This window comes from Stenotrophomonas sp. SMYL41 (assembly GCF_036319965.1).
GTDB lineage: Bacteria > Pseudomonadota > Gammaproteobacteria > Xanthomonadales > Xanthomonadaceae > Stenotrophomonas > Stenotrophomonas maltophilia_R.
This window is the reverse complement of record NZ_JAWIRX010000009.1, coordinates 147,649-169,973: the sequence shown is the minus strand read 5'-3', so window position 1 is coordinate 169,973 and position 22,325 is coordinate 147,649. Positions and strand designations below refer to the sequence as shown.

Below are 22,325 nucleotides of genomic sequence, written 5' to 3'. Positions count from 1 at the left end.
TCCACCGTGCGGCTTGCGCATTCATCTAGCGGCAGGCGGCATGAAGCAAGGCTGAAAGCGGCCCTGGCCGCTCAGCGGGCAGAAAGGGAAAGGGCCGCGCATGGCGCGGCCCCTCCCGGTCTGCAAGGCGTTGCGGGCCTAGACGCCCATGGCCTTCTGCGCCTGGCGGGTCTGTTCCTGCTGCGCGTCCTGCTGCTGGTGCAGCACGTTCGGCGCGCCGTGCACCGCGCCGCTGCTGAGCGCCATGCTCTGTTCGCTGGCGGTGCGGGTTTCCACCGCAACGCGGCTGGCCGCCGGGTCTCCGATCGTGCCCTGCACGGCGAACAGGCGCTCACCGTTCGGACTGGGCACCACCGCGTCGATGCGCTGCAGGCCGGCGGCATGCGCCTCCCTGGTCAGCGCCGCTGCGGCACTTTCCAGCGCGTGGCGGTCCTTGAAGGTACCCGCCGGCATCCGTTCCAGGCCTTCGCTGGCCTGCAGGTACATCGGATTGCGCGGGTGCCGCTCGTCGTTCAGCAGCGGGCGCTCGCGGGCTTCCCGGATCGCGTCCAGCGTCTTCGCACCGACGATGCCGTCGGCGACCAGCCCGTTGTCCTTCTGCAGCCGGCGCACAGCCGCTTCGGTATTGCGGCCGAAGCGGCCGTCCTCGACCAACGGCTTGCCGTCGGCACCGGCATAGCCGAGGTGGCCCAGCTGCTCCTGAACCTTGCGCACGCCCTCGCTGTGTGCACCCGGCTTGTACAGTTCGGCGTGCGGTGTGCCAGTGCCCTTGTGCTCGGCCGCAGGCTTGCCCTGGGTCTGCTCGTGCGATTGGGTGCGGCTCTCCAGCAGGTCGCGGGCCTTGGACAACGGGTCCGACGCGAACAGCTTCCAGTTCGGGTGGTCCTTCACCTGCTTCAGGTAGTCCTCGACCGGCATGGTGTGCACGCCCTTGCTGCCGGTGGACTGGCTGATCAGCAGTTTGTCGGTGTTCGGGTCGCGCACCACCATCACGATGTGGTCGATGCCGTTCCAGTGCTCATGGCGGGTCCTGGCCGTATCCAGGCCGATGACCATGCCTTCCTTCAGCGCATCGGGCTTGAGGATGGCGTCGCGGTCCAGCAGCACGCCGGACTGGTCGAACGCCTTGCGCACGATGCCACCGGAACCGAGGTTGCCCAGGTCGATGCGATCAGCCTTGCTGAATACCGCGTGCCCGGCCTTCTGGTTGATCTCGTCCATGGTCCGGTTCTGCAGCGTGCCGACCCAGCCGGAGCAATCGATGTAGCCCTGGTCCACGTTCTTGCCGGTCTTGCCCGGCACGTACAGCGCATGGCCCGGGATGTTGATGGCGTACTTGACGTCGTCGTACTTCACGCCGGCGTCGTAGGCGGCCTGCAGTTCGATGCCCGGCTTCGGCGCGGCGGCAGCCGTTGCGGTCGCCGCCAGCGTGGCTGCAGCGGCGCCCACGGCTGCAGTCTGCGCCGGCGCAGCCGGAGTCTGGGTGTGGGTCTGGCCCGGTGCCACGGTCTGCGGTGCGATGTGCTTTTCCGGGATGCTGATCGCTGCGTACTTGTGGATGTAGTAGCTGGAGAAGGTCCGCGCCAGGTCGCCGTCGTTCATGCCACGCATTTCGGCCAGGGTATGGCCGGTCAGTGCCTTGGCATCGGAGCCGATCTGGTTGAGCACGTTGCGGCGCATGTTGATCTCTTCGCCATGGCCGTTGCGGACCACGCCGAAGGTGCCGGTGGCGATCGCGGTCTGCACCGAGCCATAGCCGGCGCTACCCTGCTGGTGGGCCAGGTACAGGTCCAGGCCGGTCGGCGTGTCGCCGCCGGACAGGTACGGGTGGCCGGTGCGCTCATTGCGGCGCGCCATCGAGCCCAGGTTGTCCTGGTACATCTGCGCGGCGGCTTCGGTGTTGCGGGTCGGGTCGAACTCGTGGCCGGTCAGGTGGTACTGGCGGGCCGAGCCGGGCACGAACTGGAACAGGCCCTTGGCCCCGGTCGAGGTGTTGTGGGCGCGCTCGTTGAAGGTGCCACCGGTCTCGATGTGCGCGAAACGCATGAAGTCATCCACGGGGATGCCCTTCTGCCTGGCGACCTGCTCGACGATGTCCAGGACTTCCTTTTTGCTGTAGTCATGCTGTGCCATGACGTTTTCCTCGGGGTTGATGGAGCGGCCGATGCCGCGAATCGCCAACCGGACTCATCCGTGAGTCAAGAACATGTCGGTCAACAGGGAACCCGCGTGTGGCGGGTGCAATCAGGGTGCGACGTACTGCTGGGTCGCGCTGTCGAAGGTGTAGTGCACGGTGTCGCCGGCACCCAGCGTGCGGGTCTTGCCGGGGCCTTCGATGGTGGTGCCCTTGAAAGTCACGGTCAGCTGCGGCAGGCCATTGCTGCCGGCCACGAAGGCCAGTTCGCCATCGCTGTCGGTGCACGGCATCACGTTGCCATCGTCGCAGGCCGCGCTGTTGTCTTCCCCGGTGCGCACCGAGCCGACGTAACGCCAGACCTTGCTGTCGAGGTCGTCCTCGCTGCGCTTGGGGTTGAACAGCAGCAGGGCGTAGCCGCTGCTGCTGACGCCGCGGTCGAAGCTGCTGGTCGGCACTGCCAGCAGCAGGCGGCCGTCGGCGGTGCGGTGTTCGATCGGCTTGCGCCGGGTATCAACGTCATCGGCCTTGTCGTAGGCACCGAGCGCACCGATGGTCCACTCCTGGCCACGGAACTTCCACGGCTTCCTGGCGTCGCTGCCGGCCAGCACGAAGGTGGCTTCGGCCAGATTGGCGCGGTCGTCGGGGCCGGCCGGCTGCTGTTCGCCCGGCTTGCCGTAGTGCTCGCGGGTATCCCAGGAAAAACCGGTGTAGTAGGTAGTGCCGTCCAGGGTGAAGGCGTGGCCGAACCAGAAGGTCGCCACGCTGCCGTTCTGGACCTCATAGGACGTCGCACCATCGCCATCCACCTGGTAGATGAAATACATCACGGTCGGTGCGTCGGGCGGGGTGACGGCGGCATCGGGAGAGCGGTTCTGCATCGGGGCAACATCCTGTCGGGGCGCTTTGGCAGCCTGCGCAGGCGCAGGCTGGGAGGACGAGGGGGCCGGATCGGCGGCGCTGCAGGCGGCAGCGGAAAGAGAGACGAGCAGGCACGCCGCGAAGGCGCGCAGGGGCCGCAACGGCAGGGTCCAACGTAGCTTGGGGGGGGACTGCATGCGCCTCTCCATGGTCAGCGTTGCCGGGCCAGACGGCCGGCAGGAAGCCGCACCCCATCCACCAGGGACGGGAGCGAGGACATGAGCCGGTCGATTCCTTCGACCTCGCATTGAGAACTCATGCCCACCCATCTTGGCACAGATCCGCAGGCCGTCAAAGAGGGGCGCGACGGGCGGGGAGGTTATGTGCGGTGCGTCTCAGATCTTGCCGTCACGCAGATAGTCGAACAATTCGGCGTCACCCTTCAGCCCCAGTTTGAGCATGGCGTCGCCCTTCTGCCGGCTGATGGTGCTGACGCTCTTGTGCAGTTGCAGCGAGATCTCCTTCACCGTCATGCCGGTGCCGAGCAGTCGCAGCACCTCCACTTCGCGTGGTGACAACGGCTTGCCGTCGCCCTCGCGCATGCGCCAGCTGCCGGCCGCGTCCACCCGCTCGCGCAGGCTGCGGCTGATGTAGGGCTGGCCGCGGTAGACCGACTGGATGGCCTGCGGCAGTTCGTCCATCGACGAACTCTTGTCGACCAGGCCGAGTACCCCGCTGTCGAGCACCATGCGCAGGATTGCCAGGTTGTTGGAGACGCTGAGCATCAGCACTGGCAGGTCGGGATGGCGGCGGCGGATCATGCCGATCATGGCGAAGCCGTCGGCCTGTGGACTGCCCGGCATGGAGTAGTCGGTCACCAGCAGGTCGCAGGGCTGGCTGCCGAGCAGGGCCATCAGCGCCTGCGCACTGTCGGCCTCGCCGACCACGCGGCCCACGCCGCTCGACTCGATGACGGCGCGGGTACCGATACGGACCACGGGATGATCGTCTGCGATGATGATGCGCAAGCTCATGCTCTAGTATGGCCATCGGGCACGCCGGGCCGCGACCATCGCGGTCCCTGGCAGGATTCTAGGAGATTGACGCAGATGCGTAGGTGGGCTGTTCGCGGGCTGCTCCTGCTGCTGGCGGTGCTGGCCCTGCCCGTGGCCCAGGCACAGCCGGCCCCTGGCCTGCTGCCGCTCAGCCCGTTGCAGCGCGAATACCTGGTGGCGCATCCGACCATCGTTGTCGGGCAGTATGACAGCGGCTGGCCCCCCTTCGAGTCTCTTCGTGACGGCCAGCAGGTTGGGCTGGGACCGGATTACCTGTCGCATCTTGCTCGCCAGCTCGGCGTGAAGGTCGAGATGCGTCGCTATCCGGACTGGACTTCCGTGCTGGATGCGACATGTCGTGGCGAGATTGACGTGGTCATGAATGTCGGTCTCAGTGCCGACCGCACCCGCTGCATGGTCTATACCGCTGCGTATGCCGAAGCGCCGCTGGCGCTGGTGGGACGACCGGCCGATCTTCGCGCGTCCGAGATCCCCGACCTGGATGGCCTGCGCGTGGTGATCGAGCAGGATTTCCTGACCGGTCCTCAGGTGCGTGCCCGTTTCCCGCGTGCCCGCCAGCTTGTCGCAAACGACACGTTGACGGCGTTGCAGATGGTCAGAGACGACAAGGCCGATGTCTACATCGGCAATGCCTTCGTCGCCACTGAACTGATCGCCAGCCGGCGCGTGCTGGGCGTGGCGCTGCTGCGCCCGAGCGATCTTCCACCCGAACGGCTGCATTTCGGCATCCCCAACGGCAAACAACCCCTGGCGGAAGCGCTGGACCTGGCGCTGGCTGCCACCAGCCAGGCCCAGCGCGATGCGCTGGCACAACGCTGGCTGCCCCCTCCGCATTGGTCGGCATCGGCGCAGCTGGCGTTGAGCCAGGCCGAGAAGCGAGTGCTGGAGCAGCCGTTGAAGATCGGCTTTGCGCCGAATGCCGCGCCGCTGTCGTTCATCGGTGAGGATGGCCGGCCCAGTGGACTGGCCAGCGAGTACCTGCAGCGCTTGATGCAGGCTGGCGCCAACCTGCAGATCGAGAACAGTCACGACTGGTACGAGGTGCGTGAGAAGGCCCGCCGCGGCGAACTGCAGGCAGTGATGGGCATGCCCGCCGATTCACGCTACCTGGACCCGGATTGGGTGTTCAGCCAGCCCTTCATCAGCGTGCCGAACGTGATCGTCAACAGAAATGATGGTGCGGCGCTGCTGGGACTGGCCGATCTGCAGGGGAAGCGCGTGCTGCTCTCCGACCCGGAGCGCCTGCGCCGCTACGTGCTGCAGCAGGCACCGCAGGCCCGGATCATCGCCGCGCGCAGCGCCGAGCAGGCGTTGCAACGCCTGCTCGATGGCGAAGCCGATGCCTATGTCGGCAATCTTGCGTTGGTCGATCGCCTGCTGCGCAGCCGTTTCCCGGCGCGGCTGCAGGTGGCGGCGCCGGCCGGCTTCAATGACCAGCTGGCATTGGCGGTGGATCGCCGGCACGCAGCATTGGCCACCACCTTCGATCGCCTGCTGCTGCAGATGACTCCACGCAAGCGCGAAGCGCTGCGCAGCGCCTGGCTGGCGGTGGAACACCGCAGCGGCGTCGACTGGAGCAATCTGCTGCGGTGGGGCGTGCCGGTGCTGCTGGTATTGCTGACCGCGCTGCTGGTGCATGGCGTCGGCCATTGGCGGCTGCGCCGTGAGGTGGCAGGACGCCGCCAGCTGGAGCAGCGTCTGGCCGAGGTGACCGACAACCTGCCCGCAGTGGTGTACCAGGCGCGCCGCGACGCCGATGGCACGCTCAGCTTCCCGTTCATCGCCGGCGATCTGCCTGCGTTGTTCGGTATCACCCGGCAGCAGGCCGAACAGGATGCGAGGCTGTTGCTCGAACGCATCGAGGAAGAGGATCGCGCACACATCCTGCACGCCATCGAGCAGGCCGCGCGCCAGTTCGCGCCGTTGATCCTGGAGTTCCGCCTGCGCACCGATGGGGAAGGCACGCGCTGGGTGCGCAGCCAGGCCCATCCCTACGCCGCCGAAGAGGGCGCGGTGATCTGGAGCGGTTACTGGGTGGATGTGAGCGAGGCCCGGATGCAGGCCGACGCCCTGACGGCGGCGAAGGCGGATGCCGAGCAGGCCGCCGAGGCCAAATCGCGTTTCCTGGCCACGATGAGCCACGAGATCCGCACGCCGATGAGTGGCGTGCTGGGCATGCTGGAGGTGCTGGCGCACTCACCGTTGGACAGCGAACAGCAGCGCATCCTCGGCGTGATCGAGGATTCGGCACAGATGCTGCGGCAGATCCTCGACGACATCCTCGACTACTCGCGGCTGGAAGCAGGGGCGTTGCGCCTGGAACCGGTGCCGCAACCACTGCGGCCGCTGCTGGAAAGCGTGTGCCGCCTGCTGTCTGCCCAGGCCAGCGCGCGTGGCCTGGCGCTGCATGTGCAGATCGACCCACTGCTGGCGCCTGCCCACGAAGTGGATGGCGTTCGGCTGCGCCAGATCGTGTTCAACCTGCTCAGCAACGCCATCAAGTTCACCGCACAGGGCGAGGTGCGCCTGCAGCTGGAGGTGCTGGGGCCGACCAGCGAAGACGGCGTGCAACCGCTGTGCCTGAGCGTCACCGACACCGGCATCGGCATCGCGCCGGAACAACTGCAGCACCTGTTCGCGCCCTTCATGCAGGCCGGGGCCTACATCCAGCGTGACCACGGAGGCACCGGCCTGGGTCTGAGCATCTGCCAGCGGCTGGTGCAGATGATGCAGGGCGAACTGGCCCTGCACAGCACGCTGGGCGAAGGAACCCGCGCCGAAGTGCGGGTATCGCTGGTGGAGGCCGGCAGTGAGGACGCAGCGGCGCTGCTGGACGAGCAGGAGCAGACAGCGCTGCTGCCCGCCGCGCTGCGCCAGGCGCGGGTGCTGGTGATCGAGGATCACCCGACCAACCAGGCGATGATGGCGTGGCGGCTGCAGCAGCTGGGCGTGCCCCATGTCCTGCTGGGCGATGGCCAGCAGGCGCTGGACCGCTTGTCGTCGGAGAGCTTCGACCTGGTGATCACCGACTGCCGCATGCCGGTACTCGATGGATTTGGCTTCACCCGCCTGCTGCGCGAACGCGAGGGCCGCACCGGCCAGCCGCGGCTGACGGTGCTGGCGCTGACCGCCAGCGTGCTGGACGACGATGCGCGCCGCTGCCGCGAGGCCGGCATGGATGAAATACTGGCCAAGCCGCTGTCACTGGCCACACTGCGTGCCGCGCTGCTGCGCTGGCTGCCGCAGGCCCAGGGCCAGTCATTCGACGTGCCGGCGCCGGAGGTTGCCGCCGATGACGGTGAAGCATTGCCTGACCTGGCCGCCCTGCAGCAGCGCTACGGTTCCCGCGCGGTGGCCGAGCAGCTGCGCGACAGCCTGTTGCAGGCCAGCGAGAGCGATCTGGCGGCCGTGCAGCGCGCCGTGCAGGCCGGCGACCGCGAGGCGGCGGCGCTGCACCTGCATCGCCAGGCGGGCGGCCTGGGGGCGGTCGGGGCGACGGCATTGGCCGGGCAGGCCAATGCCCTGGTCGAGCGCCTTCAGGATGCGGCGGAGACCGACCCGGCGCCGTTGTTCGCCGCCGTAACGGCATTCGTGGCACAGCTGCAGCATCAGCTGCAGCGGTTGGCTCACTGAGCCGACTGCTGCTGCAGGTAGGCGATCACCAGCGCGCGGCGTTCTGCGCTGGGGAAGGCGTTGTACATGCGCGTGCCCGGCACCAGGTGCGTCGGTGACTGCAGGAAGGTATCCAGCGTCTGCGCGGTCCAGGTGATGTCTGCCCGGCGCATGCCCTCGGAATAGCCGTAGTCGGGCAGGCTGCCGGCGCGGCGGCCGATCACGCCGTGCAGGTTCGGCCCGAAGCGGTGGATGCCACCGGGCTGCACGGTGTGGCAGCCGGCACACAATTCGAACGCAAGCTGCATGGCCTGCTGGTGCGCCTGTTCGGGCGTGGCCGGGACCGCAGGCGGGCGCTGGCAGGCCGTGGCAAGCAGGGCCACGGCAATGGTGATGAGCAGGCGGGAGGCACGCATGGGCGGGCAGGATAGCGGTGAGGTGCAGCGGCCGGGCTGCGACCGGCGGTCGCAGCCCCGGGCGATCACATACCCGAGTAGTTCGGGCCACCGCCGCCCTGCGGGGTCACCCATACGATGTTCTGGGTCGGATCCTTGATGTCGCAGGTCTTGCAGTGCACGCAGTTCTGCGCGTTGATCTGCAGGCGCGCGTTGTCGGCTTCGCCAACGAACTCGTATACGCCGGCCGGGCAGTAGCGTGCTTCCGGGCCCGCGTACTCGGCCAGGTTGACCTTCACCGGAATGCTGGGGTCTTTCAGCGTCAGGTGGCTGGGCTGGTTCTCGTCGTGGTTGGTGCTGCTCAGGAACACCGAGCTGAGGCGGTCGAAGGTCAGCACGCCATCCGGCTTCGGGTAGGCGATGCGGGTGTGCTTGGCCGCCGGTTCCAGGCAGGCATGGTCCGGCTGCGTGCGGTGCAGGGTCCACGGCGGGTTGCGCACGCCCAGCTTTGGCAGCAGCCACTGCTCCACGCCGGTCATCAGGGTGGCCACGGTCTGGCCCTTCTTGAACCACTGCTTGAAGTTCTTGGCCTGCTGCAGTTCGGTGAACAGCCAGCTGGCTTCGAAGGCCTTCGGGTAGGCGCTCAGTTCATCGTGCTGGCGATCGGCGGCCAACGCATCGAACGCCGCGTCGGCGCACAGCATGCCGGTCTTGATCGCGGCGTGGCTGCCCTTGATGCGGCTGGCGTTGAGGTAGCCGGCTTCGCAGCCGACCAGCGCGCCACCGGGGAACACCGTCTTCGGCAGCGACAGCAGGCCACCGGCGGTGATCGCACGCGCGCCGTAGCCGATGCGGGTGCCGCCTTCCAGGTGCTTGCGGATCGACGGATGGGTCTTGAAGCGCTGGAACTCTTCGAACGGGCTCAGCCATGGGTTCCTGTAGTCCAGGCCGACCACGTAGCCGATGGCGACCTTGCCACCGTCGGCGTGGTACAGGAACGCACCGCCGTAGGTGTCGCTGTCCAGCGGCCAGCCGGCCGCATGCACCACCAGGCCCGGCTCATGCCTGGCCGGGTCGATCTGCCACAGTTCCTTGATGCCGATGCCGTAGGCCTGCGGGTCCTTGCCTTCGTCGAGCTTGTAGCGGGCGATCAGCTGGCGGCCGAGGTGGCCGCGCGCGCCTTCGGCGAAGATCGTGTATTTCGCGTGCAGCGCCATGCCGCGCTCGAAGGCCGGGCCGATGCTGCCGTCCTTCTCGATGCCCATGTCGCCGGTGGCCACGCCGATCACTTCACCGTTGTCGCCGTACAGCACCTCGGCGGCCGCAAAGCCGGGGAAGATCGCCACTTCCAGCGCCTCGGCCTGCTGCGCCAGCCAGCGGGTCACTTCCCCCAGGCTGATGATGTAGTTGCCTTCATTGTGGAAGCACTCCGGCAGCAGCGCATGGGGCGTGCTGCGCGCGCCGGTTTCGCTGAGGAACAGGAATTCGTCGCGGGTGACTTTCTGCTTCAGCGGTGCGCCGCGCTCGGCCCAGTCCGGGAACAGTTCGGTCAGCGCGCGCGGGTCCATCACCGCGCCGGACAGCACGTGTGCGCCCGGCTCTGAGCCTTTTTCCAGCACGCACACCGAAAGTTCGCGGCCGGCTTCGATCGCGCGCTGGCGCAGGCGGATCGCGGTGGCCAGGCCGGCGGGGCCGGCGCCGACGATCACCACGTCGAACTCCATTACTTCACGCGGGGGCAGGGCGTTGGCTTCAGCGCTCATCGATTGCATGACTCGTGGGTAGGGCCGGCATCGGGGCCACCGGCGGTGCCTGGGAATCGCGCGTGCAGCCACGGGCGAAACGGTTGTTTGAATGTGTCAGGGTACCGGGCCGCGCGTGATCGAGCTAGATCGCCGATGTTCACACCCGGATTGCTGCAATGCAGCGTAGCGCCGCCGCTCTGGTGGGTGCCGACCCTGGCCGGCACGCTCTGCCCGGATGACCGACAATGGTCGGGTCCTGACTGCGTGTGAGTGCCATGGCTTTGCATCCGTACGATCTGTTCGATGTCCGTTCCCTGCTCAACGAGGAAGAGCGCGCGGTGCAGGAAAGCGTCGCCCGCTTCACCAACGAGCGCGTGCTGCCGATCATCGGCGATGCTTTCGACCAGGCGCGTTTTCCCGAGGAGCTGGTGCCGGAGATCGCCTCGTTGGGCCTGCTCGGCGCGACCCTGCCGGCCGAATACGGCGGCGGCGGCCTCGGTGCGGTCAGCTACGGCCTGATCTGCCAGGAGCTGGAGCGCGGCGATTCAGGCCTGCGCAGCTTCGTCTCGGTGCAGAGCTCGCTGTGCATGTACCCGATCTACGCCTATGGCAGCGAGGAGCAGCGCCAGCAGTGGCTGCCGGCGATGGCGCGCGGTGAACTGATCGGTTGCTTCGGCCTGACCGAGGCCCACGGCGGTTCCGATCCGGCCAGCATGAAGACCCGCGCGGTGCGCGACGGCAGCGACTGGCGCATCAGCGGCAGCAAGATGTGGATCACCAGCGGCCCGGTGGCCGACCTGGCCATCGTCTGGGCGCAGACCGAAGACGGCATCCAGGGCTTCGTGCTGGAGAAGGGCATGGCCGGCTTCACCACGCAGGAAATCAAGCACAAGATGAGCCTGCGTGCGTCGCTGACCGGTGCGCTGTACTTCGACGACGTGCGCGTGCCCGACAGCCATCGCCTGCCGAACGTGAAGGGCCTGAAGGGGCCGCTGGGTTGCCTGACCCAGGCGCGCTATGGCATCAGCTGGGGCCCGATCGGTGCGGCGATTGCCTGCCTGGATGAAGCGCTGGGCTATGCCAAGGAGCGCGTGCTGTTTGGTCGCCCGCTGGCCGCGACCCAGAGCGCGCAGATCAAGCTGGCGGAGATGGCCCGCCGCATCACCACCGCACAGCTGCTGGCGCTGCAGCTGGGCCGGTTGAAGGAAGCCGGCCAGCTGCAGCCGCAGCAGGTCAGCCTGGCCAAGTGGAACAACTGCCGCATGGCGATCGACATCGCCCGCGAGTGTCGCGACCTGCTCGGTGGGGCTGGCATCACCACCGAACACGTGGCGATCCGGCATGCGCTGAACCTGGAGTCGGTGATCACCTATGAAGGCACCGAGACCGTGCACCAGCTGGTGATCGGCCGTGAGCTGACCGGCATCAACGCGTTCTGAAGCCTGGTTCTGGTGGGTGCCAACCTTGGTTGGCACATTCCTTCAGCGCGCGACCGGGTATTTGTGCGGACCAAGGTCCGCACCCACCAGGGGTGGTTCACAGCCATCAGAGGTTCTCGGTGGCGGCCTGGACCTGCCCTTGGTGGGTGCCAACCTTGGTTGGCACATTCCTTCAGTGCACGACCAGGCATCGGTGCGGACCAAGGTCCGCACCCACCAGGAGCGATTCACAGCCATCAGAGGTTCTCCGTGGCCGCCTGGACCTGCCCTTGGTGGGTGCCAACCTTGGTTGGCACATTCCTTCAGTGCACGACCAGGCATCGGTGCGGACCAAGGTCCGCACCCACCAGGAGTGGTTCACAGCCATCAGAGGTTCTCGGTGGCCGCCTGGACCTGCCCTTGGTGGGTGCCAACCTTGGTTGGCACATTCCTTCAGCGCGCGACCGGGCATCGGTGCGGACCAAGGTCCGCACCCACCAGGAGCGATTCACAGCCACCAGAAGCAGGTCATACCCACCAGCAGCGGTTCACACCCCACCTGAGGCGGTTTACGCCCCGCCGGCAAAGCCGTGCTGGCGCCACGCTTCGTACATCACCACGGCAACGGTGTTGGAAAGATTGAGGCTGCGGTTGTCCGGCCGCATCGGCAGGCGCAGGCGGCGGCCATCGGGCAATGCATCGAGCACGTCCTGCGGCAGGCCGCGGCTTTCCGGGCCGAACAGGAAGGCATCACCGTCTTCGAACGCCACGCTGTCATAGCGGACGCTGGCACGCGTACTCAGGGCGAACAACCGCTTCGGTGCGATCCGCGCCAGCGCGGTGTCCAGGTCGGGGTGCACCTGCAGGCGCGAATACTCGTGGTAGTCCAGGCCGGCGCGCTTGAGCTGCTTGTCTTCCAGTGCGAAGCCGAGCGGCTCGACCAGGTGCAGCTGCGCGCCGGTGTTGGCGCAGAGCCGGATCACATTGCCCGTGTTGGGCGGGATTTCCGGTTGGAACAGGATCACGTGGAACTGGGGCGCGGCATTCATCGGCGCAGTGTACCTGCGACGACCGCCGCCCTTACGGCGCACGCCCTGCACGGGGCAGGGCGGCACCGCTTACGGGCGCAGCAGGACCTGGGCGGTTCCGGTGGCCAGGGCCTGCAGGTCGGCGGCGCTCGGACGCACCTGCAGGGCCGGCAGGTTGGTGATGACCGAGTTGGCGACGTTGGTGGCGGCGGCAGCCAGGGTCGCAGCGTAGCGCTGGGCTTCCAGTTCGGCGGCCAGGGCGACGCGCTGTTCCAGGCTCGGGCGCACTTCCACCGAGGCCAGGGTGGTGATCGGCATCGCGGCGGCGACCGGGGTGGCGACGTAGCCGCTGCGCTCGGCCAGCTGGTCGGCGCTCGGACGCACTTCCACGGTGGCCAGGGTGGGGATGCCGCTGGCCTGTTCCCAGGCCTGCTGGGCCAGCTGGTCGGCGGCCGGGCGAACCTGCACGGTGGACAGGGTCTTGATGGATTCGGAGGCCTGCACCGACGAAACAACCGCGGTGCCGGCGATCAGGGCGATGGCGATGGCAATGGTCTTGGCGTTCATGACGGGGCCTGTTTAGTGTTGGTGATCAGTGGTGTGGTAGTAAGGTAGTACACCAATTCTGGGGATGCAAGGAGAATTTTCGATTTCCTGCATCTGTTCAGTCTTCAGTCAGCTTTTGTCTGAAGCCCTTCTTGGCGCAGGAAGTACCAAGCAATCCCCGTGCCAACTTTTAGCTATTGATTTACAAGGGTTTTCTGGTAATCGGAAAGTGTCCGGTGGGCGGACACCTGTCCATTCGATCTGCCGCGGACACTGTCCGGACGCTTTCAGTCGGCGCATGTGACGGTTCAGGCCCTGCGGATGGGCCGGGCCGGATGGCCTCCAGGGCAAACACCCCCAGTGACTGGCGACCGATTCCTGCCGTTGCCTGCGCAGGCTAGGATCGGGGTTCACCTATGTGACCAAGGATCCGGATATGTCTCTCGCCCTTCGCCCGCGCGCTGCACTGCTGGCCGTCGCCCTCAGCACCGCCCTGGGCACGCTTGCGCCCACCTCCGCGCTTGCCGCCAAGCCGGCGGCACCGGCCAAGGTCGATATCCCGTACGAGCAGTTCACCCTGCCCAACGGCCTGCGCGTGATCGTGCATACCGATCGCAAGGCGCCGATCGTCGCGGTCAACGTCTGGTACCACGTGGGCAGCAAGGACGAACCGGCCGGCCGTACCGGCTTTGCGCACCTGTTCGAGCACCTGATGTTCCAGGGCAGCGAAAACCACGACGGCGAATTCTTCGAACCGTTCAAGCAGGTCGGTGCCACCAACCAGAACGGCACCACCAATACCGACCGCACCAACTACTTCGAGAACGTGCCCACCACCGCGCTGGACATGGCGCTGTGGATGGAGTCGGACCGCATGGGTCACCTGGTCGGTGCGATCGACCAGGCGGCGCTGGACGAGCAGCGTGGCGTGGTGCAGAACGAGAAGCGCCAGGGCGAGAACCAGCCCTACGGCCAGGCCTGGGACCAGCTCAACAAGGCGCTGTACCCGGTAGGCCACCCGTACCACCACGGCGTGATCGGTTCGATGAACGATCTGAACGCGGCGTCGCTGGATGACGTGAAGACCTGGTTCCGCACCTGGTACGGCCCGAACAACGCGGTGCTGGTGCTGGCCGGCGACATCGACGTGGCCACCGCCAAGGAAAAGGTCGGCAGGTACTTCGGCAGCATTCCGGCCGGCCCGACCATGGCGCAGCCGGCCGTGAACGTGGCCAAGCGCAGCGCCGACACGCGCGAGACGATGACCGACAAGGTGCCGCAGGCGCGCATCTACCGCGCCTGGAACGTGCCGCAGGTCGGCACCACCGATGTCGATCAGCTGCAGCTGTTCGCGCAGGTACTGGGCGGTGCCAAGTCCTCGCGCCTGAGCCAGCGCCTGCAGCACCAGGACAAGCTGGTGGACAGCATCGCGTCGGGCCTGTCGACGTCGCAGCTGGGTTCGAACTTCGTGATCATGGCGACGGTCAAGCAGGGCCAGGACCCGGCCAAGGTCGAGAAGATCATCGACGAGGAACTGGATCGCCTGATCAAGCAGGGCCCGACCGCGGCCGAGCTGGAGCGTGCCAAGACCGGCGCCCGCGCCGGCTTCATCCGTGGCATCGAGCGCATCGGTGGCTTCGGCGGCAAGGCCGATGCGCTGGCCGAGTGCGCAGTGTTCACCGGCGACCCGGGCTGCTTCCGCACCTCGCTGGCCAACATCGAGAAGGCCAGTGCCGCCGATCTGAGCCGGCTGGGTGCGCAGTGGCTGGACAAGGGCAGCCACACCCTGGTGATCGCACCGGGTGAGCGTGTGGCGCTGAAGGAAGACCCGAGCCAGGCGCCGAAGCCGTTCACCGTGCCGGCGGTGGACCCCAAGTACAGCACCCTGCCGGAGCAGGTCGACCGCAAGGCCGGCGTGCCGCAGACCCGCGAGTTCCCGCAGCTGAAATTCCCCGCGCTGCAGCGCGCCACGCTGAAGAACGGCACCCAGGTGATCCTGGCCGAGCGCCACGAGATTCCGGTGGTGCAGTTCAGCTACCAGTTCCCGGGCGGCTTCAGCGCCGACCAGGGCCGCAAGCCGGGCACCGCCAACTTCACCATGAGCCTGATGACCGAAGGCGCCGGCAAGCTCGGCTCGCTGGCCTTCGCCGATGCCGCTGATGCACTGGGCGCCAGCCTGGATGCCTCGGCCGGCCTGGACTCGATGAGCGTGGACCTGTCGGCACTGAAGGAAAACCTGGCACCGTCGCTGGCGCTGTACCGCGACCTGCTGCGCGAGCCGCGCTTCGAGCAGGGCGAGATCGACCGGGTCAAGGCGAGCTGGATCGCCGGCATCCAGCAGGAGAAGGTCAACCCGGGTGCGGTGGCGATGCGCGTGCTGCCGCCGCTGCTGTACGGCAAGGGCCACCCGTATGCGATTCCGTTCACCGGCAGCGGCGACGAGGCGGCGATCAGCGGCCTGACCCGTGAGGACCTGGTCGACTTCCACCACGACTGGCTGCGCCCGCAGAACGGCACCCTGATCGTGGTCGGTGACACCACCCTGGCTGAGATCGTGCCGCTGCTGGACAAGCAGCTGGGCGACTGGAAGGCTGCGGGCGATGCCCCGCAGGTGAAGGCCGCCACCGACGTCGCATTGCCGAAGGGCCCGCGCGTGTTCCTGATCGACCAGCCGGGCGCGGTGCAGGCCAACCTGTTCGCCGGCCAGGTGGTGGCGCCGTCCAGTGCCACCAGCTCGACCCGCTTTGACATCGCCAACGGCGTGATCGGCGGTGACTTCACCTCGCGCCTGAACATGAACCTGCGCGAGGACAAGCACTGGTCGTATGGTGCACGCAGCAGCGCGATCAACTCGGTGGGCCAGCGCCCGTGGATGGCCAGCGCACCGGTGCAGATCGACAAGACCGGGCCGGCGATGGCGGAAATGCGCAAGGAAATCTCTGCATTCGCCGATGGCAGCAAACCGGCCACTGCTGCGGAGATCAATCGCATCCGCAACATCCAGACCCTCAGCCTGCCCGGTGCCTACGAGACCGCCAGCGCGGTGGCGTCGACCATCGGTTCGATCGTGCAGTTCAAGCGCCCGGACGACTACGTGCTGCGCCGCAAGGCCGAGATCGAGGCGATGACCCCGGCGCAGGTGCAGCAGGCCGCTGCCGAGATCAAGCCGCAGGCCCTGACCTGGGTGGTGGTGGGTGACCTCAAGCAGACCGAAGCGGCCGTGCGTGCGCTGAACCTGGGCGAGGTGACGGTGATCGACCGGGGCGCGGGGCCGGTGCTCCCCGCCGCGGGCACCCGGGTGAAGAAATAAGGCACTACCCGGCCAGGGGTCGGATCCCTCCCATCGGGAGGGATCCGACCCCGTCGTGCACTGGGGTCAGAGCCCCCTGTGGGGGATCCGACCCCTGCCGGGCTACCCTCGATTCAGGCTGTTCAGGCAGAATCCCCCCATACCCTTCCAGGATCTGCCCATGCGCGTTCTGCTGCTTTCCTCCCTGCTGCTCACCGTCACTGCCTGTACCTGGGTGCCGATCGAACCGGCCGGCAAGGCGACCCGCGTGCTGCCGGCAGGCCCGGTTCCGGCCGGCTGCATCGCCAAGGGCGAGGTCGTGGTTAGCGTGAAGAGCAAGGTCGGCTTCTACAACCGCAACCCGCTGCGCGTACAGGAAGAGCTGGAAACCCTGGCACGCAACGAAGCCCCGAGCGCCGGGGCCAATGCCGTGCAGGCCGCCGCGGCCCCCGCTGATGGCAGCCAGCGCTTCGCTGCCTACCAGTGCCCGCCGCGCTGAACGCTTCACCATACGGCCAAGCCTGAATTCGTAAAGATGCGGTGAAGGCCCCGGGGGTTATAGAATAGCGCCCCCTTTTGCCTGAGCCTTGGCGCTAACCTCGATGCTCTTCAAGAATGTCTCGATCGCCGGCCTGGCACACGTTGATGCGCCGCATACGCTGACGACCAAGGAAATCAATGAGCGGCTGCAGCCGACGTTGGATCGCCTCGGTATCCGTACCGACGTGCTCGGCGATATCGCCGGCATCCACGCCCGCCGCCTGTGGGACAACGGCGTGCTGGCGTCCGATGCCGCCACCATGGCCGGCCGCAAGGCGCTGGAAGACGCAGGCATCGATGCGACGCAGGTGGGCCTGCTGGTCAACACCTCGGTCAGCCGCGACTACCTGGAGCCGTCCACGGCCTCCATCGTGTCCGGCAACCTGGGCGTCAGCGACGAGTGCATGACCTTCGACGTTGCCAATGCCTGCCTGGCCTTCATCAATGGCATGGATATCGCGGCGCGCATGATCGAGCGTGGCGACATCGACTATGCGCTGGTGGTGGATGGCGAGACCGCCAACCTGGTGTACGAGAAGACCCTGGAGCGCATGACCGCCCCGGACGTCACCGCCGACGACTTCCGCAACGAGCTGGCCGCCCTGACCACCGGATCGGGTGCCGCCGCGATGGTGATGGCGCGCTCGGAACTGGTGCCGGATGCGCCGCGCTACAAGGGCGGCGTGACCCGCTCGGCCACCGAGTGGAACCAGCTGTGCCTGGGCAACCTGGACCGCATGGTCACCGATACCCGCCTGCTGCTGATCGAAGGCATCAAGCTGGCGCAGAAGACCTTCACCGCCGCCAAGATCGCCTTGGGCTGGGCCGTGGAAGAGCTGGACCAGTTCGTGATCCACCAGGTCAGCCAGCCGCACACCGCGGCGTTCATCAAGAACTTCGGCATCGACCCGAAGAAGGTCATGACCATCTTCGGCGAGCACGGCAACATCGGCCCGGCCTCGGTGCCGATCGTGCTGAGCAAGCTCAAGCAGCTGGGCAAGCTGAAGAAGGGCGATCGCATCGCGCTGCTCGGCATCGGCTCGGGCCTGAACTGCTCGATGGCTGAAGTAGTCTGGTAAGAAAGTCACCGCTGACCTGCTGTGTGATTGCCTGGTCAATCGCTCGCGACGGACAGCGATGATTTTTCCAAGTGTCCAAGGGCCGGTTCTACCGGCCCTTTCTACAGGTGCGATCCGATGTCCCAGCTTCCCGGTTACCCCGCCCACCCGCAGCGCTTCGAGGTCCGCCCCGGCCTGTCGATGAACTATCTCGACGAAGGCCCGCGCGACGGCGACGTGGTGGTGATGGTGCACGGCAACCCGTCGTGGAGCTATTACTGGCGCACGCTGGTGGCCGGCCTGTCGGACACGTACCGCTGCATCGTGCCGGACCACATCGGCATGGGCCTGTCGGACAAGCCCGATGACAGCCGCTACGAGTACACGCTGCAGTCGCGCGTGGACGATCTCGACGCGCTGCTGAAGCACCTGGGCATCGCCGGCCCGGTGACCTTGGCCGTGCACGACTGGGGCGGCATGATCGGCTTCGGCTGGGCGCTGTCGCACCACGACCAGGTCAAGCGCCTGGTGGTGCTCAACACCGCCGCCTTCCCGATGCCGGCGGCGAAGAAGATGCCGTGGCAGATCGCGCTGGGCCGCCACTGGAAGATCGGCGAGTGGATCATCCGCACCTTCAACGCGTTCTCGTCCGGCGCCTCGTGGCTGGGCGTGGAGCGCAGGATGCCGGCCGACGTGCGCCGCGCCTACGTGTCGCCGTACAACAGCTGGGCCAACCGCATCAGCACCATCCGTTTCATGCAGGACATCCCGCTGTCGCCGTCCGACAAGGCGTGGTCGCTGCTGGAACGCGCCGGCAAGGCACTGCCGTCGTTCGCCGACCGCCCCGCCTTCCTCGGCTGGGGCCTGCGCGACTTCGTGTTCGACCATCACTTCCTGAAGGGCTTCCAGGCCGCGCTGCCGCAGGCCCAGGTACATGCCTTCGAGGATGCCGGGCACTACGTGCTGGAAGACAAGCAGGACGTGCTGGTGCCGGAGATCCGCGCGTTCCTGGACAAGAACCCGATCTGAAGGGCATGCCGACCAACGGTCGGCACCCACCGGAAGAGGGAATGGGCAGGTGCCGACCGTTGGTCGGTACACCGGCCGGCACTTCCCCTACGCAGCGATCGGTGCCTGCGGCGGCGAGGACGGGCTGTTGCCGTTGTCGTCCGGATGATCGTCGTCATTGTCGGCGCCATCGCGCCAGCGCCAGTCGGCCAGGGTCAGCGGATCCAGGCCGTAGGCGATGCGCGCCTTGTCGCACTGCGGGCTGGCCTTGCCGTACTCCCACGACGCATCCACCTCTCGGCACACGCTGGGCCGGTTGGGGTGGATGGTGCAGCGCGAGTACACGCCGACCTGCGCATCCAGTGCCACGCAGCGCACCGGCTTGGAGTGGGTGCCGCGCATGCACAGGCGGTGCGGGTCCAGCACCTCGGTCAGCTGGTGCGGCACGCCGCCGGGGGTGACCTCGTCCGATTCCATCCAGTGGAAGGCCACGCGGTATTGGGTGCAGCAGGCGCCGCAGGTCATGCAGGGATGTTGCATGGGCAAGCCGCCTCGGGCGGCAGTCGGAATCAGGAGCGAGGGTGCGGATTTTCCACGAAGTGGAGCGCCGCGCAAGAAATTCCGTAAGCGGCGACAATGAACGGATGAACCGACCCTGCAACATTGCCGCGCGCCTGCCTGAACTGGCGCGTGAACGGCCCGACCAGATCGCCATCCGCTGCCCAGGCCGTCGCGGCGCCGGCAACGGCATGGCCGCCTACGATGTGACCCTGGATTACCGCCAGCTGGACGCCCGCAGCGACGCCATGGCCGCCGGCCTGGCCGGCTACGGGATCGGCCGCGGGGTGCGCACGGTGGTGATGGTGCGGCCGTCGCCGGAGTTCTTCCTGCTGATGTTCGCCCTGTTCAAGCTGGGCGCGGTGCCGGTGCTGGTCGATCCGGGCATCGACAAACGCGCGCTGAAGCAGTGCCTGGACGAGGCGCAGCCGCAGGCGTTCATCGGCATCCCTCTGGCGCATGTGGCGCGGTTGGTGCTGCGCTGGGCGCCCTCGGCGACCCGCCTGGTCACCGTCGGCCGCCGCCTCGGCTGGGGCGGGACCAGCCTGGCTGCGCTGGAGCGCGCCGGCGCCGACGGTGGGCCGATGCTGGCCGACACCGATGGCGAGGACATGGCCGCGATCCTGTTCACCAGCGGCTCCACCGGCGTGCCCAAGGGCGTGGTCTACCGCCACCGCCACTTCGTCGGCCAGATCCAGCTGCTGGGCAGCGCGTTCGGCATGGAAGCGGGCGGAGTGGACCTGCCGACCTTCCCTCCTTTCGCCCTGTTTGACCCTGCGCTGGGCCTGACCTCGGTGATTCCGGACATGGACCCGACCCGGCCGGCACAGGCCGACCCGGCACGCCTGCACGACGCCATCCAGCGCTTCGGTGTGACCCAGCTGTTCGGCTCGCCAGCCCTGATGCGCGTGCTGGCCCGGCATGGCCGGCCATTGCCCACGGTGACCCGGGTGACCTCGGCAGGGGCGCCGGTGCCCCCCGACGTGGTCGCCACCATCCGCAGCCTGCTGCCCGCCGATGCGCAGTTCTGGACCCCGTACGGCGCCACCGAGTGCCTGCCGGTGGCGGTGGTGGAGGGGCGCGAGCTGGAGCGTACCCGCGCGGCCACCGAGGCCGGCGCCGGTACCTGCGTGGGCAACGTGGTGGAGCCGAACGAGGTGCGCATCATCGCCATCGATGACGCACCGTTGGCCGACTGGTCGCAGGCGCGTGTGCTGGCCACCGGCGAGGTGGGCGAGATCACCGTGGCCGGGCCGACCGCCACCGACAGCTACTTCAACCGCCCGCAGGCCACCGCCGCCGCGAAGATCCGCGAGACGCTGGCCGATGGCAGCGCCCGCATCGTCCATCGCATGGGCGACGTGGGCTACTTCGATGCGCACGGGCGCCTGTGGTTCTGTGGCCGCAAGACCCACCGGGTGGAAACCGCACAGGGGCCGCTGTACACCGAACAGGTCGAGCCGGTGTTCAATACCGTGCCGGGTGTGGCGCGCACGGCACTGGTTGGTGTTGGTCCGGCGGGTGCGCAGGTGCCGGTGCTGTGCGTGGAACTGCAGCGCGGCCAGTCAGACAGCCCGGCGCTGCGGGAAGCGCTGCGTGCGCACGCTGCAGCCCGCGCGCCAGAGGCTGGCCTGCAGCACTTCCTGATGCATCCGGCGTTCCCCGTCGATATCCGTCACAACGCCAAGATCGGCCGCGAGAAGCTCGCCGTCTGGGCCAGCGCCGAACTGGAGAAGCGCGCATGAAGATCCTGGTCACCGGTGGTGGTGGTTTCCTTGGCCAGGCGCTGTGCCGCGGGCTGGTCGAACGTGGCCACCAGGTGCTGGCGTTCAACCGCAGCCACTACCCGCAGCTGCAGGCCATGGGCGTGGGCCAGATCCGCGGCGATCTGGCCGATGCGCAGGCGGTGCTGCACGCGGTGGCCGGCGTCGATGCGGTGTTCCACAACGGCGCCAAGGCCGGCGCCTGGGGCAGCTATGACAGCTACCACCAGGCCAACGTGGTCGGCACCGACAACGTCATCGCGGCCTGCCGTGCACATGGCATCAGCCGCCTGGTCTACACCTCAACGCCCAGCGTGACCCACCGCGCTACGCATCCGGTGGAAGGCCTGGGGGCTGACGAGGTGCCATACGGCGAGGACTTCCAGGCACCGTATGCGGCGACCAAGGCAATCGCCGAACAGCGCGTGCTGGCCGCCAACGATGCGTCGCTGGCGACGGTGGCACTGCGCCCGCGCCTGATCTGGGGCCCGGGTGACCAGCAACTGGTGCCGCGCCTGGCAGAGCGTGCGCGGCAGGGCCGCCTGCGGCTGGTGGGCGACGGCAACAACAAGGTGGATACCACCTACATCGACAACGCCGCGCTCGCGCATTTCCTCGCTTTCGAAGCGCTGGCACCGGGCGCTGCGTGTGCGGGCAAGGCCTACTTCATCTCCAACGGCGAGCCGCTGCCGATGCGCGAGCTGGTCAACAAGCTGCTGGCCGCGGTTGGCGCGCCGACGGTGGACAAGGCGATCAGCTTCAAGACCGCGTATCGCATCGGTGCGATCTGCGAACGGCTGTGGCCGCTGCTGCGCCTGCGCGGCGAGCCGCCGCTGACCCGCTTCCTGGCCGAGCAGCTGTGCACGCCGCACTGGTACAGCATGGAGCCGGCCCGCCGCGATTTCGGCTATGTGCCGCAGGTCAGCATCGAAGAAGGGCTGCGCAGGCTGAAGGCTTCATCTGCTGCATAGATCGCCATCACTGGTTGCACACCGCGGGAACGGGAGGATGGACCCACGCCATCCAAGGCTCGACCACCCGCGAGGAGCGCCATGCTGCACTACGCCATCATCTTCTTTGTCATCGCCATCATCGCCGCCGTTCTGGGGTTCTCCGGCATTGCCGGGGCCGCAACGAACATCGCCTGGATCCTGTTCGTGGTGTTCCTGATCCTTGCGGTGATCTCGATGTTCCGGAAGCGCGGCTAGAAGACCGCAGGGTAGTGCCGGCCGCTGGCCGGCACTGTTCTTTCCGGTGTGGGGCCGCCGGGTGGCGGCACACCACAATGTAGAGG

Annotated in this window: 17 protein-coding genes; 9 read left to right on the top strand and 8 right to left on the bottom strand. The window is 67.6% G+C overall.

The window, feature by feature from the left end; all coding sequences use genetic code 11:
• Positions 1-138: 138 nt before the first annotated feature.
• The 3 genes from V3B30_RS12715 to V3B30_RS12705 all read right to left on the bottom strand — a co-directional run bounded on the left by V3B30_RS12715 (position 139) and on the right by V3B30_RS12705 (position 4,029).
• Positions 139-2,133, bottom strand: coding sequence for a peptidoglycan-binding protein (locus tag V3B30_RS12715; protein WP_262084041.1), 1,995 nt, complete (start codon positions 2,131-2,133; stop codon positions 139-141).
• Positions 2,134-2,244: 111 nt separating this feature from the next.
• Entirely contained in the window at positions 2,245-3,015 is a 771-nt protein-coding gene (locus V3B30_RS12710; protein WP_100474998.1) for a hypothetical protein, read from the bottom strand.
• A 375-nt stretch (positions 3,016-3,390) separates the two neighbouring features.
• Positions 3,391-4,029 (bottom strand): response regulator transcription factor, encoded by a 639-nt coding sequence (locus V3B30_RS12705; RefSeq protein WP_100474997.1) that lies wholly within the window; start codon positions 4,027-4,029, stop codon positions 3,391-3,393.
• Positions 4,030-4,104: 75 nt separating this feature from the next.
• Here V3B30_RS12705 and V3B30_RS12700 point away from each other — a divergent pair, with 75 nt between their 5' ends.
• A complete protein-coding gene (locus tag V3B30_RS12700) occupies positions 4,105-7,704 on the top strand; it encodes a transporter substrate-binding domain-containing protein (RefSeq protein WP_262084040.1) in 3,600 nt (1,199 codons plus the stop codon).
• Here V3B30_RS12700 and V3B30_RS12695 read toward each other — a convergent pair.
• Together V3B30_RS12695 and V3B30_RS12690 are read right to left on the bottom strand one after the other, a co-directional pair.
• Positions 7,698-8,099 carry a c-type cytochrome gene (locus tag V3B30_RS12695; protein WP_329809655.1) on the bottom strand — a complete coding sequence of 134 codons (402 nt, stop codon included), beginning with the start codon at positions 8,097-8,099 and terminating at the stop codon, positions 7,698-7,700. The genes V3B30_RS12700 and V3B30_RS12695 overlap by 7 nt on opposite strands.
• 65 nt (positions 8,100-8,164) lie before the next feature.
• Positions 8,165-9,841 (bottom strand): electron transfer flavoprotein-ubiquinone oxidoreductase, encoded by a 1,677-nt coding sequence (locus V3B30_RS12690; protein ID WP_100474994.1) that lies wholly within the window; start codon positions 9,839-9,841, stop codon positions 8,165-8,167.
• Positions 9,842-10,098: 257 nt separating this feature from the next.
• On the opposite strand from V3B30_RS12690, the gene V3B30_RS12685 reads away from it, so the two are divergent.
• Entirely contained in the window at positions 10,099-11,262 is a 1,164-nt protein-coding gene (locus V3B30_RS12685; protein ID WP_262084038.1) for an acyl-CoA dehydrogenase family protein, read from the top strand.
• 548 nt (positions 11,263-11,810) lie between these two features.
• Here the strand turns inward: V3B30_RS12685 and V3B30_RS12680 are convergent.
• The gene (locus V3B30_RS12680) at positions 11,811-12,290 is read right to left on the bottom strand and encodes a tRNA (cytidine(34)-2'-O)-methyltransferase (protein ID WP_005407625.1); all 480 of its coding nucleotides are present in this window, start codon (positions 12,288-12,290) and stop codon (positions 11,811-11,813) included.
• 69 nt (positions 12,291-12,359) lie between these two features.
• The gene (locus V3B30_RS12675; RefSeq protein ID WP_262084037.1) at positions 12,360-12,836 is read right to left on the bottom strand and encodes a hypothetical protein; all 477 of its coding nucleotides are present in this window, start codon (positions 12,834-12,836) and stop codon (positions 12,360-12,362) included.
• A gap of 415 nt (positions 12,837-13,251) precedes the next feature.
• Here V3B30_RS12675 and V3B30_RS12670 point away from each other — a divergent pair, with 415 nt between their 5' ends.
• The 4 genes from V3B30_RS12670 (at position 13,252) to V3B30_RS12655 (ending at position 18,731) form a co-directional block, all read left to right on the top strand.
• Positions 13,252-16,125 (top strand): pitrilysin family protein, encoded by a 2,874-nt coding sequence (locus V3B30_RS12670; RefSeq protein ID WP_329809654.1) that lies wholly within the window; start codon positions 13,252-13,254, stop codon positions 16,123-16,125.
• 160 nt (positions 16,126-16,285) lie between these two features.
• On the top strand, positions 16,286-16,603 hold the full coding sequence (locus V3B30_RS12665) for a DUF4156 domain-containing protein (RefSeq protein ID WP_100474990.1): 318 nt from the start codon (positions 16,286-16,288) through the stop codon (positions 16,601-16,603).
• Between the two features lie 103 nt (positions 16,604-16,706).
• Positions 16,707-17,723: a 3-oxoacyl-ACP synthase III gene (locus V3B30_RS12660; RefSeq protein ID WP_014035559.1), complete on the top strand. Its 1,017-nt coding sequence runs from the start codon at positions 16,707-16,709 to the stop codon at positions 17,721-17,723.
• Between the two features lie 117 nt (positions 17,724-17,840).
• On the top strand, positions 17,841-18,731 hold the full coding sequence (locus tag V3B30_RS12655) for an alpha/beta fold hydrolase (RefSeq protein ID WP_262084035.1): 891 nt from the start codon (positions 17,841-17,843) through the stop codon (positions 18,729-18,731).
• Positions 18,732-18,818: 87 nt separating this feature from the next.
• Here the strand turns inward: V3B30_RS12655 and V3B30_RS12650 are convergent, their stop codons facing one another.
• Positions 18,819-19,250 carry a YkgJ family cysteine cluster protein gene (locus V3B30_RS12650; protein ID WP_100474988.1) on the bottom strand — a complete coding sequence of 144 codons (432 nt, stop codon included), beginning with the start codon at positions 19,248-19,250 and terminating at the stop codon, positions 18,819-18,821.
• A gap of 104 nt (positions 19,251-19,354) precedes the next feature.
• Between V3B30_RS12650 and oleC the strand changes: the two genes are divergently transcribed.
• From oleC to V3B30_RS12635, 3 genes are all read left to right on the top strand, one after another.
• A complete protein-coding gene (gene oleC / locus V3B30_RS12645; RefSeq protein ID WP_262084034.1) occupies positions 19,355-21,013 on the top strand; it encodes an olefin beta-lactone synthetase in 1,659 nt (552 codons plus the stop codon).
• Positions 21,010-22,002: a 2-alkyl-3-oxoalkanoate reductase gene (gene oleD, locus V3B30_RS12640; protein ID WP_262084033.1), complete on the top strand. Its 993-nt coding sequence runs from the start codon at positions 21,010-21,012 to the stop codon at positions 22,000-22,002. Before oleC ends, oleD begins: the two co-directional genes overlap by 4 nt.
• 81 nt (positions 22,003-22,083) lie before the next feature.
• Positions 22,084-22,239 (top strand): DUF1328 domain-containing protein, encoded by a 156-nt coding sequence (locus V3B30_RS12635; RefSeq protein ID WP_005407633.1) that lies wholly within the window; start codon positions 22,084-22,086, stop codon positions 22,237-22,239.
• Positions 22,240-22,325: the final 86 nt, after the last annotated feature.

Bases quoted from the DNA above. Each gene is read 5' to 3' on its own strand.
- V3B30_RS12715 (WP_262084041.1), bottom strand. From the start codon at position 2,133: ATGGCACAGCATGACTACAGCAAAAAGGAAGTCCTGGACATCGTCGAG.
- V3B30_RS12710 (WP_100474998.1), bottom strand. From the start codon at position 3,015: ATGCAGAACCGCTCTCCCGATGCCGCCGTCACCCCGCCCGACGCACCG.
- V3B30_RS12705 (WP_100474997.1), bottom strand. From the start codon at position 4,029: ATGAGCTTGCGCATCATCATCGCAGACGATCATCCCGTGGTCCGTATC.
- V3B30_RS12700 (WP_262084040.1), top strand. From the start codon at position 4,105: ATGCGTAGGTGGGCTGTTCGCGGGCTGCTCCTGCTGCTGGCGGTGCTG.
- V3B30_RS12695 (WP_329809655.1), bottom strand. From the start codon at position 8,099: ATGCGTGCCTCCCGCCTGCTCATCACCATTGCCGTGGCCCTGCTTGCC.
- V3B30_RS12690 (WP_100474994.1), bottom strand. From the start codon at position 9,841: ATGAGCGCTGAAGCCAACGCCCTGCCCCCGCGTGAAGTAATGGAGTTC.
- V3B30_RS12685 (WP_262084038.1), top strand. From the start codon at position 10,099: ATGGCTTTGCATCCGTACGATCTGTTCGATGTCCGTTCCCTGCTCAAC.
- V3B30_RS12680 (WP_005407625.1), bottom strand. From the start codon at position 12,290: ATGAATGCCGCGCCCCAGTTCCACGTGATCCTGTTCCAACCGGAAATC.
- V3B30_RS12675 (WP_262084037.1), bottom strand. From the start codon at position 12,836: ATGAACGCCAAGACCATTGCCATCGCCATCGCCCTGATCGCCGGCACC.
- V3B30_RS12670 (WP_329809654.1), top strand. From the start codon at position 13,252: ATGTCTCTCGCCCTTCGCCCGCGCGCTGCACTGCTGGCCGTCGCCCTC.
- V3B30_RS12665 (WP_100474990.1), top strand. From the start codon at position 16,286: ATGCGCGTTCTGCTGCTTTCCTCCCTGCTGCTCACCGTCACTGCCTGT.
- V3B30_RS12660 (WP_014035559.1), top strand. From the start codon at position 16,707: ATGCTCTTCAAGAATGTCTCGATCGCCGGCCTGGCACACGTTGATGCG.
- V3B30_RS12655 (WP_262084035.1), top strand. From the start codon at position 17,841: ATGTCCCAGCTTCCCGGTTACCCCGCCCACCCGCAGCGCTTCGAGGTC.
- V3B30_RS12650 (WP_100474988.1), bottom strand. From the start codon at position 19,250: ATGCAACATCCCTGCATGACCTGCGGCGCCTGCTGCACCCAATACCGC.
- oleC (WP_262084034.1), top strand. From the start codon at position 19,355: ATGAACCGACCCTGCAACATTGCCGCGCGCCTGCCTGAACTGGCGCGT.
- oleD (WP_262084033.1), top strand. From the start codon at position 21,010: ATGAAGATCCTGGTCACCGGTGGTGGTGGTTTCCTTGGCCAGGCGCTG.
- V3B30_RS12635 (WP_005407633.1), top strand. From the start codon at position 22,084: ATGCTGCACTACGCCATCATCTTCTTTGTCATCGCCATCATCGCCGCC.